Source organism: Micromonospora sp. NPDC002296 (assembly GCF_040296145.1).
Taxonomy (GTDB): Bacteria; Actinomycetota; Actinomycetes; order Mycobacteriales; family Micromonosporaceae; genus Micromonospora.
In genome coordinates this window covers 1-11250 of the sequence record NZ_JBEOWQ010000086.1, presented here as the reverse complement: position 1 = coordinate 11250, position 11250 = coordinate 1, and the positions used below count along the sequence as shown (strand labels likewise).

Here is an 11250-nt window from a genome sequence, read left to right as displayed (position 1 = left end):
GGCGGCGCGGCGGTGTCGGTGACCACCACCGTGCCGGGGCAGAACGCGGTGGTGTCGTTCCCTGGCACCACCGGGCAGCGGGTCGCGGTGCAGCTCAGCGGCGGCACGTTCGGCGCCTCCGAGGCGACGGTGACGCTGCGCCGCCCCGACGGCACCACGGTCACGTCGAACACGGGCTGCGGCACCGCGTGCCTCCTGGACAGCACCGTCCTGCCGGCGGACGGCACGTACACCCTGCTGGTCGACCCGAAGACCACCGCCGTCGGCGCGCTCACCGCCCGGGTGCACGACGTGCCCGCCGACGCCACGGCGGCCACCACCCCGGGCGGGGCGGCGGTGTCGGTGACCACCACCGTGCCCGGGCAGAACGCGGTGGTGTCGTTCCCCGGCACCGCCGGGCAGGTCGTCACCGTCAGCCTCTCCGCCGGCGCGTTCGGCGGGGGCAACGTGACCGTGACGCTGCGCGCGCCCAACGGCAGTGCCGTCACCAGCTCCTCGTCCTGCGCGACGAGCTGCTCGTTCAGCTCGGTGTCGCTGGCCACGGCCGGCACCTGGACCCTGCTGGTCGACCCGGTCGGGGCGGCCGTCGGCAGCCTGACCGCGCAGGTGTTCGACGTGCCCGTCGACGCCACCGTCAGCACCACCCCGGGCGGCGCACCGGTCACCGTCACCACCAACGTCCCCGGGCAGAACGGCGTGGTGACGTTCCCCGGGGCGGCCGGGCAGCGGATCCTGGTCCAGGGCACCGGCGGCACGTACGGGACGTACAACGCGACGGCGATCGTGCGCAAGCCGGACGGCACGAACCTGACCAGCAGCGCGTACTGCGGGGCGTCCTGTTTGTTCGACGCGATGGTGCTGCCGGTCGCCGGCACGTACAGCCTCCTGCTCGACCCGGCGTCCACCTACACCGGCGCGCTCACCGTCCGGGTGTACGACGTGCCGGCCGACGCCACCGCCGGCACCACCCCGGGCGGGTCCGCCGCCACCCTCACCACCACGGTCCCCGGCCAGAACGCGGTGCTGTCGTTCACCGGCGCGGCGGGTCAGCGGATCGTGGTGCAGGGGACCGGCGGCACGTACGGGACGTACAACGCGACGGCGATCATCCGTAAGCCGGACGGGACGAACCTCGGCAGCAGCGCGTACTGCGGTGCGTCGTGCTTCTTCGACGTCACGGCGCTGCCGGTGGCCGGGACGTACACGATCCTGCTGAACCCCGACGCGGCCTACACCGGCGCGGTGACCCTGCGGGTGTACGACGTGCCGGCCGACGCGGCGGTCAGCGCCACGGTCGGCGGCCCGGCCGTGTCGGTGGCCACCACCGCCCCGGGCCAGAACGCGGTGCTGTCGTTCACCGGCACCGCCGGGCAGCGGATCTCGGTGGTGGGCAGCGCCGGCACCTATGGCACGTACAACGCGACGGCGATCATCCGTAAGCCGGACGGGACGAATCTCGGCAGCAGCGCGTACTGCGGTGCGACGTGCTTCTTCGACGTCACGGCGCTGCCGGTGGCCGGGACGTACACGATCCTGCTGAACCCCGACGGCATGTACACCGGCTCGGTCTCCCTGCGCCTGTACGACGTGCCGGCCGACGCCACCGCCGGCGCGACGCCGGGCGGCAGCGCGGTCGCCCTGACCACCACGGTCCCCGGCCAGAACGCGGTGCTGTCGTTCACCGGTACCGCCGGGCAGCGGATCTCGGTGGTGGGCAGCGCCGGCACCTATGGCACGTACAACGCGACGGCGATCATCCGTAAGCCGGACGGAACGAATCTCGGCAGCAGCGCGTACTGCGGTGCGTCGTGCTTCTTCGACGTCACGGCGCTGCCGGTGGCCGGGACGTACACGATCCTGCTGAACCCCGACGGCACGTACACCGGCTCGGTCTCCCTGCGCGTGCACGAGGTGCCGGCCGACGCGACCTCGGCCATCACCCCGGGCGGCCCGGGGGCCACCCTGACCACCACCGTGCCCGGCCAGAACGCCACGCTCACCTTCCCCGGCACCGCCGGCCAGGTGGTCACCGTGGCGGTCACCGCCGGCACCTACGGCCAGTACAACGCCACGGCGATCATCCGTAAGCCGGACGGGACGAACCTCGGCAGCAGCGTCTACTGCGGAGGCAGCTGCACCTTCACCTCGGTCACGCTGCCGGTGGCCGGCACCTACACCGTCCTCGTCGACCCGGCGTCGAGCACCGTCGGCGGCCTGACCGGCGAGGTGCGGCTGCCCGCCGCAGCCGCCGCCAGGAAGGCGTCGGCGAAGATCCCGTCCCGGCCGGTCGGCGACGTGACCGAGACCTGGACGCCGGACCGGTTCAACCTGGCCGGCGAGGACTGGGAGAGCCACCGCACCGGCGCGTACGGCAACCTCCAGCCGGCCCTGCGCGCAGAGCGGGGGGCGACCGCCCTCGCCGGGCAGGCCCTGCTGCTCAACGGCCGGCCGCTCGCCGACGTCACCCTCAAGGTGGGCCGGCGCAGCACCCGCACCGACGCCACCGGCCGGTTCCTGCTCACCGGGCTCACCGCCGGCCACCACGTCCTGGTCATCGACGGCGCGACGGCCGGCAGCCCCGGCCGCGCCTTCGGCCGCTTCGAGACCGGGGTGGACCTGCGGGCGGGGGAGACCGTCGAGCTGTCGTACCCGATCTGGATGACCCGGCTCGACACCGCGAACAGCACCCGTTTCCCGTCGCCCACGACGAAGCAGACGGTCATCACCACCCCGGCGATCCCCGGCTTCGAGGTGCGGCTGCCCAAGGGCAGCGTGATCCGCGACCGGGCCGGCAAGCGGGTCACCGAGCTGTCCATCACCGCGCTGCCGGTGGACCAGCCGCCGTTCCCGCTTCCGGCCGGGGTGCGCACCCCGGTCTACTTCACCGTGCAGCCCGGCGGGTCGGTGATCCTGCCGAAGGGCGCGCAGATCATCTACCCGAACACCCAGGGCCTGGCGCCGGGCAGCCGCCTGGACTTCTGGGACTACGACCCGGAGCGGGCGCCGTGCACCAGGGCGCCGGTGAAGTCGTACCCGAAGAAGCCCACCAAGGCGGCGAAGACCCCGGCCGTCTGCGCGGTGACCGGCGCGGAGGCGGGCTGGTACATCTACGGACACGGCACCGTCACCCCCGACGGCCGGCAGATCGTGCCCGACCCCGACGTGCGGGTCTGGGAGTTCACCGGCGCGATGTTCAACGGCAGCGGCAAGCGCCCCGCCGGCACCGGACCCGGTGAGGACGGCGACTCCGGCGGCGACCCCGTCGACCTGGCCAGCGGCCTCTTCGTCGACGAGCACACCGACCTGACCGTGAACGACGTGCTGCCGATCTCGATCACCCGCACCTACCGGCAGAACGACACCCAGAACCGGGAATTCGGCATCGGGGCGAACTTCACCTACGGCATCTTCGTCTTCTCGAAGCAGGAGTACACCGAGGCCGACCTGATCTTCCCGGACAGCGGCAAGGTGCACATGGTGCGGACCAGCCCCGGGACCGGCTGGACCGACGCGGTGTTCAAGGCCGTCGACACGACCGGCCCGTTCCGGGACGCCGTGATGACCTGGAACGGCGACGGCTGGGACCTGGTCCGCACCGACGGCATGGTCTACGTCTTCGGCGAGAACACCCCGTTGCAGTCCATCCGGGACCGGCACGGCAACCAGATCACCCTGACCCGGTCCACCGGCGGGCAGTCCGGCGACATCACCCAGGTCACCTCGCCCAACGGCCGCTGGATCAAGCTCACCTACAGCGGCGGCCGGGTCACCCGGGCGCAGGACAACGCGGGCCGGGCCGTGCAGTACGGCTACGACGGCTCGGGCCGGCTGACCACGGTCACCTCGCCCGGCGGCCGGACCACCACGTACACCTACGACACCGCGCACCGGATGACCACGGTCACCGACGCCCGGGGCGTCACCTACCTGACCAACACCTATGACGCGGCCGGACGGGTGTCGGCCCAGAGCATGCCCGGCGGGGTCACCTACGGCTTCGAGTACACCACCGACACCGCCGGCAAGGTCGTGAAGACGGCCGTCACCGAGCCGGACGGCACCGTCCGGGAGACCAGCTTCGACGCCGACCACCGGGTGGTCGCCGAGACCACCGCCGCAGGCACCGCCCAGGCGCGTACCTCCACCACCGCCCGGGACCCGGCGACCCACCTGCCGACCGCGCTGGTCGACCCGTACGGGCGGCGGACCACCCTGGGGTACGGCGCGAACGGGCAGCTCACCTCGCTCACCGCGCTCGCCGGCACCGCCGCCGCGCAGTCCGCCACGGTCACCTCCGGCGGCCCGTACCGGCAGCTCACCTCGGTCACGGACGACCAGGGCCGGACCACCCGGATGGGGTACGACGACACCGGCAACCTCACGGCGGCGACCGACGCCGCCGGCCGCACCCGCCGCTACGCCTACAACACCGCCGGCCAGGTCACCTCGTTCACCGACCCGCTCGGCAACACCACCCGCTACACCTACGAGCAGGGCGACCTCGTCGCGGTGACCGACCCGGTGGGCCGGACCACCCGCAGCTTCGTCGACGCCGTCGGTCGTCCCGTGGCGGTCACCGACCCGAGGGGCGTGCTGGAACACGTCCGCTACGACCCGGACAACCAGGTCCTCACCAGCACCGACGGCCTCGGCCGGGCCACCACCTTCGAGTACGACGGCAACGGCAACCTGACGAAGGTCACCGACGCCCGGGGCAACAGCACCACCGTCGCCTACGACAGCTCCGACCGTCCGATCACCGTCACCGACCCGCTCGGCAAGCAGGCCCAGCAGGCGTACGACGTGCTCGGCCGGGTCGTCTCCGCCACCGACCGGCGCGGCAAGACCACCGTCACCGGCTACGACGTGCTCGGCCGCACCACCTTCATCGGGTACGGCAGGACCGCCGGACCGAGTTACGAGAGCACCAAACAGTTCGGCTACGACACCCTGGACCGGCTCACCACCATCAACGACTCGGCCGGCGGGCTGCTCACCGTCGGCTGGAACGACCTCGACCAGGTGGTCAGCGTGGCCGGCCCCACCGGCACCGTCGGCTACACCTACGACGCCGCCGGGCGGCGCTCCGGAATGACCGTGCCCGGCCAGCCGGCAATCTCCTACGGCTACGACCAGACCGGCCTGATCGCGCAGATCACCCAGGGCGCCACCACCGCCACCTGGCACCGGGACGCCGCCGGCCGCACCGACCGGGTCGAGCAGGCCGGCGTCACCACGAAGTACACCTACGACGCCGCGTCCCAGCTCACCGGGATGTTCTACGAGAGCACCGGCGGGGTGCCGATCGGCCACCTCGGCTACTCCTACGACGGCGCGGGCCGGGTGCGGGACCTGACCGGCAGCCTCGCCCAGGTCACCGTCCCGAGCACCGGCCCCTCGGTCGGCTACGACGCCGCCAACCGGCTGACCAGCCGCGGCGACCGGACGTTCAGCTACGACGACGAGGGCAACCTGACCGGCGACGGCGTGCTCGGCTACACCTGGAACGCCCGGGGCGAGCTGACCGGGGTCACCGGGCCGGGCCTGACCACCGCGTACGGCTACGACGGTGCCGGGCGGCTCGCCAGCCGCACGGCCGGCGGGGCCACCACCGGCTTCCTCTACGACGGCCCGAACCTGGTCCGCGAGCAGACCGGCGCGGCGGCCGCCGACCGGCTCACCGCCGGGCTCGATCAGACGCTGGTCCGCACCGACGCCGCCGGCCCCCGGGTGCCGATCACCGACGCGCTCGGCAGCGTGCTCGGCCTGGCCGACTCCGCGGGCACCCTGACCACCCGGTACGCCTACGACCCGTTCGGCGCGGTCACCGCGAGCGGCGCCGCCAGCGGCAACACCCAGCAGTTCACCGGCCGGGAACGCGACGCCGCCACCGGGCTGAACTACCACCGGGCCCGCTGGTACAGCCCCGAGACGGGCCGGTTCCTGAGCCAGGACCCGGCGGGCTTCGGCGGCGGCAGCGCCAACCTGTACACGTACGCGCTGAACGATCCGGTCAACCTGTCCGACCCCAACGGCGACTGCCCGATCTGCGTGCCGATCCTGATCGGGGCGCTGATCGGCGGCGCCTCCTCGGTCGGCATCGGGGCGGGCCTCGCGGCGCTGACCGGACGCAAGTACAGCATGGGCGACGCCCTGAAGGACTTCGCGATCGGCGGCGCGCTGGGCGCGGTCAGCGGCGGCCTCGGGGCGTACCTGAAGGCCGGCAGCTCGGTCTGGAAGCTCAACCAGTTCGAGCGCGGCCTGGCCATCGAGGCGAAGCTCGGCGGCAACCTGCCGCGCAGCTTCCCGACCATCGACCGGTTCGCCAACGGCACCGCCACCAGCATCAAGAGCGTCGACCTGACCGCGAAGTCGTACCAGACCGCCGGCCAGCTCACCAGCCGGTTGCAGGGCTACGTCGACAAGGCGGCCGGCTTCGCCAAGAGCAACCCGGTCACCTGGGACGGCGTCACCATCAGACCGGGCCAGGTCGCCGCCCGGGAGCTGGAGATCGCCGTCCAACGCGGCGCGGCCACCAGCGCCCAGCAGAACGCGCTGAACCAGATAGTCCAGTACGGCGCCCAGAAGGGGGTGACTGTTCGGATCATCCCGATGAGATAGCCGGGCCCCGGCGGGGACGTCCCGACGGTACCCTGGGGCGTCCCCCTCCCCACCGAGGACATCGATGACCAGACTCGCCGCACTCGACCTGCGCAGAGGTCGACACGTCGCGCACTCATCCTCGCTGACCGGCGACGGCATGTGGATCGCCAACGGGGCCTTCGAGCTCCTCGACGAGCCGGCCGACGCCCTGCTGGGCGCGGCGGTGCGCCGGATGCTCGACGCCTCGCGTACCGGCGTGCCCACCCCCGACCTGCGGGGCGGGCCCTCGCCGTTCGCGCCGGCCCTCGACGCGCTCGGCCTGCGCTCCTGGGCCACGTACGCCAAGGGCACCCGGCACGTCGACGTCGAGCAGGACGGCGCGACGGTGCTGGTGAGCCCGACCCGCAACGGCGGCGCCCGGGAGGGCTTCGTCGGGCTGACCGGGCAGGCGGTGCGGCTGACCGCGCCGGGCGACGAGGAACTCGGCGAGGCGCTGCGCGCCGCGCTCGACCGGTCGAGCTGAGGCATGGGCGACCAACCCCGGCTGCACCGCCGGACGGTGCTGGCCGGCGGCGCCCTGGCCATGGCCGCGTCCGCGTTGGCGGCCTGCTCGGCCGGCGCCCGCACCCCGGACCGCCCGGCCGCGCCCGATCCGGCGCAGGGGCTGCCCGACATCCAGTTCGACGTCGCCCGGTACAGCGCGCCGGAGCAGACCTCGCCCACCGGCGGGCCGTTCGTCATGCCCCCGGTGCACACCGTCTACCTGACCGCCGCGCTGTCACGCGCCCCGGGTCGAGACGACCAGCGGGAGCTGGCCCGGGTGCTCGCCGCCCTGGAATCCCGGTACCCGTTCGGCGCGGCCGGCCTGATGACCTTCGTCTCCTACGGCCTGCCGTACTTCCGGCGGCTGCCGGGCGGCCTGGCCGGCGCGCACCTGCCCCGGCTGCTCGCCGACCCGTCCCGGTCGGTGCTGGAGGAGGCGGAACCGGGGCCGACCGACATCCACCCGGACAACCCGGGGGTCGCCAAGCGGCGGTTCACCGTGCCGGTCCGCATCGAGCAGAACGACCTGCTGTTCACCTTCCGCAGCGACCGGGCCACGGTCGTCCAGGACGTGCTGGCCTGGTTCGACGGCAGCGGCACGCTGGCCGGCCTTCCCACGCCCCCGCCGGCCTTCGCCGGGCTGCTCACCGTCACCTCCAGCCGGCACATGTTCACCCAGGCCGGCCTGCCCCGCTCGGTGGCCGAGCAGAACCGGCTGCCGTACGCCCGGTTCATCCAGCCCGACTCGCCGATGTGGATGGGCTTCTCCGATCAGCAGGTCAACGCCTCCGGCCCGCCGGCGATCTGCACCTTCGCGGGCCACCCCTCGGCCCGGCTGACCACCGCCCGCCCCGGCGACTACCTGGACAACGGCGGCATCCAGCACCTGTCGCACGTCATCCTCGACATGCTCCAGTTCTACGACATGGCCTCGGCGGACACCCCGCCCAGCGACAACGGCAACTTCACCAAGCGGGTGCAGTACATGTTCCACGCCCCGCCGGTGCACCCCGGCAACGCCGACCAGCTCACCGACGGCGGCGGGCCGTCCTTCCTGCCCGCCGACAACCGCGGCCCGGACTACGCCGAGCGCACCGCCCGGGGGATCGGCCTGCCCCGGGGCGAACGCCGGATGGGGCACCTGTCCACCCTCCAGCGCAGCTCCCGGGCGCCCGACGGCACCCCGATGCACCTGCGGGTCGACGGCCCCGGCTTCGACGCCCTGGACGTGCCCGACGGCAGCAGCCAGCCGAAGCTGCACTTCAGCGTGTTCGTGCCGACCGCCGACTTCTTCGCCCGGATGCGGCGCAGCCAGGCGTCGGTGGACCTGGCGCGCAAGCACCGGGTGACCGAGCAGGACAACGGCCTGGAACGGTTCCTGACCTGCACCCGCCGGCAGAACTTCCTGGTCCCGCCCCGCCGGCACCGGGCGTTCCCGCTCGCCGAGCTGGCCGGCTGAGCCGGGACCCCTCCGGCGGCCCGCCGGCCCCGCGCGGCCGGGTGGTGGCCTCAGGAGAACGCCGTTCTCGGCCGGTCCAGCCGCCGGCCGTCCACGACGAGGTCGACGTGCTCGTTGTAGAAGGCGATCAGCCCGGCGACGGGACCCAGCGCGCCGGTCGGGAACCCGTAGGACCAGGCCAGGTCCGGGTGCACGGCGGTGTCGGTCCGCACCGACCAGTAGTCGGTGGTGCGCCCCTTGTACGGGCAGGCGGTCCGGGTGTCCGACGGGACGAGGCGGGTGAGGTCCACGTCGGTGCGGCCCAGGTAGTAGCGGGTCGGCAGTCCGGTCTCGAAGACCAGCACCGGGGCGGCCGACTCGGCCAGCAGCACCCCGTCCAGCTCGACCCGCACCCGCCGGGTGGACCGCAACGCGTCCACCCGGCTGTAGGGGCTGCGGGGGTGGACGAACACCTCCTCGTCCTCCTCGAACCACGCGTCGAGCGCGGTCCACTCGAACCGCACCGTGCCCGACAGCGCCGCCGGCACGTCCTCGCCGAGGACCCGCGCGGCCGACGGCCGCACCGTGTCACCCGCCCGGATCCCGTGCACCCGGGCCGCCCCGCACGGCGTGCGCTCGACGCGTCCCTCGTCGACCAGCAGCTCCCGGTCTACGTCGGCCAGGGGCACGTAGTACTGCGGGTAGGGCGGCGCCTCCCACACGTACCGCGCCTCGATGGTGTCCAGCAGCGGGACGCCGCCGACGTACGCCCGGATCCGGCGCGGCACCGGCTCGACGTGGCCGACGGGAACGATCGCCTTCGGGTAGCTCTGCACGTGGTCCTCCGGTTCGGTTCGATGCGTGCGGGTGCGCGGCGACGACCGGCCCGGCCGCGCCGGCCGTCCGGCGGGCCGCCGCCGGCCCTGCCTGCTCAAACGAGCCGCGTGCCCCGCGGTGGTGAGCGCCATCCGCCCGGTTCTGCCGCCCCGGGCAGTACACCCAGGTCGTGTGTCGAAGTTCGGCCACGTCTCCGGCGGCAGGCAGGCGTGATCGCCACCAACCGAAACCGCTCGCTGTCCTGCCGATGAGCAGTCACCTACCAGCCGTGCAAGATCGTGCTCGATCCCGGAAAGTGTGGCCTGCTACCGGTAACGAGGCCACACTTTCCCTGATCGAGCACGATCTTGTTCCGCGTCCAGCGCGATCCAGCGCGATCGTGTGCGCTCGTGCGGACCCAGACCACGCCAGGGCCCGCTACGTCGACGTGGCCGACGAGGCGGGCGCGGCGCTCGCCGTCGAGCGCCTGCTCGCCCGGGGTTGCCGACGCGTCGGGCTGATCGCCGGCCCCGAGCACGTGCCGGCCGGCCCCGAGCACGTGCCGGCCGGCCGGCCAGGAGCGGGTGGCCGGGTTCCGGCAGGCGATGGCCCGCCACGGGTACGCGTGGTCGCCGTCCGAGGCGGGCAACTTCACCCGGGAGAGCGGCGAGGCCGCCATGCGTCGCCTGCTGGCCTCCCACGCCGACCTCGACGGCGTCTTCGTCGCCAACGACCTGATGGCGCAGGGCGCCCTGGTCGCCCTGCACGAGGCGGGCCGCCGCGTACCCGACGACGTCGCGGTGGTGGGCTTCGACGACAGCAGCGCCGCGCAGGCCGCCCACCCGCCGCTGACCACCGTCCGGCACCCGCTGGAGGTGATGGCCGCCGAGGCGACCCGGCTGCTGCTGGCCCCGCATCGAGGAGCCGCGGCTGCGCGTCGCGTCGGTCATCCACGACCCCGTCATGGTGGTGCGCCGCAGCGCCTGAGCGCGCCGGCCCTGTCCGCCGGTTCAGATCGGCCCGGGCGCGCCGGGTGGGTGCGTCCTGCCCGGGCGGCGCTGCCACGGTGCAAAGGAAGCCTCGACCTGTTCGGAACGGATCCGAACGGAGCCGGGGGTTGTCCTGCCCCGGGGCGACAGCAAACGTTGTTTCTGTCATTCCGGAACCCCCTGGAGGTAGTCATGACCAGAACCATGCTCCGCAGGCCGTCGATGGTCGCCGCCAGTCTCGTCGCTGCGGGCAGCCTGGTGAGTCTGAGCCTGGCGGCCCCGGCAGCCGCCCAGCCCTCCGCCCGGGCGGGACAGCCCGTTCGGGTCCTCGCGCACACCTGCAACGGCTCCGAGGACGCCGTCTCCTCCGCCTCGGGCTCCCGGGTCTGCTTCTACGAGGACACCTGGACGTACAAGATCTGCGACACGGCCTCCGGCAACCACCCGGCCATCAAGATCACGAGGAGCACGGGCACCAGCTACGTCCACGAGAACCCCGGGGTCGGCAACTGCGGGCCCGAGCGCAGCGTCCCCGTCGGCCTGTCGTTCCAGTTCTGGGCGCAGACCTACAGCGGAGACACGCTGCTCTACACGGGCAACAGGGTCATCGTCCTCTGACGGGGGAGCCTCGACGGGCCGGGCAGCCAGCAGGACGTCTCGCTGGCGGGCCCGCCCCGCCCCCGGCGGCAGCCGCACACCCGCCGGCTCGCAGATCGGAAGAGCACACCTCAGAACTCCAGACACCCAACAGTATATCTCGTAAGCAGTCGACAGCATCAAAGAGGGAGTGGGGCGTCGGCCTGGTGGTGGTGGTGGGGGGCGCGGGGGGGTCGCGCGAGGGGAGCCGGAGCTGCGAGCGCG

Annotated in this window: 5 protein-coding genes; 4 read left to right on the top strand and 1 reads right to left on the bottom strand. The window is 73.3% G+C overall.

Translation table 11 applies throughout. The features are described from left to right. Positions 1 to 18: 18 nt before the first annotated feature. The 3 genes from ABT023_RS28380 to ABT023_RS28370 all read left to right on the top strand — a co-directional run bounded on the left by ABT023_RS28380 (position 19) and on the right by ABT023_RS28370 (position 8605). Complete coding sequence (locus ABT023_RS28380) at positions 19 to 6621, top strand: endonuclease toxin domain-containing protein (RefSeq protein WP_350889678.1); 6603 nt, start codon at positions 19 to 21, stop codon at positions 6619 to 6621. Positions 6622 to 6685: 64 nt separating this feature from the next. Beyond that, positions 6686 to 7126 carry a contact-dependent growth inhibition system immunity protein gene (locus ABT023_RS28375; RefSeq protein WP_350889677.1) on the top strand — a complete coding sequence of 147 codons (441 nt, stop codon included), beginning with the start codon at positions 6686 to 6688 and terminating at the stop codon, positions 7124 to 7126. A 3-nt stretch (positions 7127 to 7129) separates the two neighbouring features. Further along, complete coding sequence (locus ABT023_RS28370; RefSeq protein ID WP_350889675.1) at positions 7130 to 8605, top strand: DUF7405 family protein; 1476 nt, start codon at positions 7130 to 7132, stop codon at positions 8603 to 8605. A gap of 50 nt (positions 8606 to 8655) precedes the next feature. Here ABT023_RS28370 and ABT023_RS28365 read toward each other — a convergent pair whose 3' ends face one another. Next, entirely contained in the window at positions 8656 to 9420 is a 765-nt protein-coding gene (locus ABT023_RS28365) for a DUF427 domain-containing protein (RefSeq protein ID WP_350889674.1), read from the bottom strand. 564 nt (positions 9421 to 9984) lie between these two features. Between ABT023_RS28365 and ABT023_RS28360 the strand changes: the two genes are divergently transcribed. Further along, positions 9985 to 11007 (top strand): substrate-binding domain-containing protein, encoded by a 1023-nt coding sequence (locus ABT023_RS28360; RefSeq protein ID WP_350889672.1) that lies wholly within the window; start codon positions 9985 to 9987, stop codon positions 11005 to 11007. Positions 11008 to 11250: the final 243 nt, after the last annotated feature.

Excerpts from the sequence above, each read along its gene's own strand:
- ABT023_RS28375 (WP_350889677.1), top strand. The coding sequence starts at position 6,686 with ATGACCAGACTCGCCGCACTCGACCTGCGCAGAGGTCGACACGTCGCG.
- ABT023_RS28370 (WP_350889675.1), top strand. The coding sequence starts at position 7,130 with ATGGGCGACCAACCCCGGCTGCACCGCCGGACGGTGCTGGCCGGCGGC.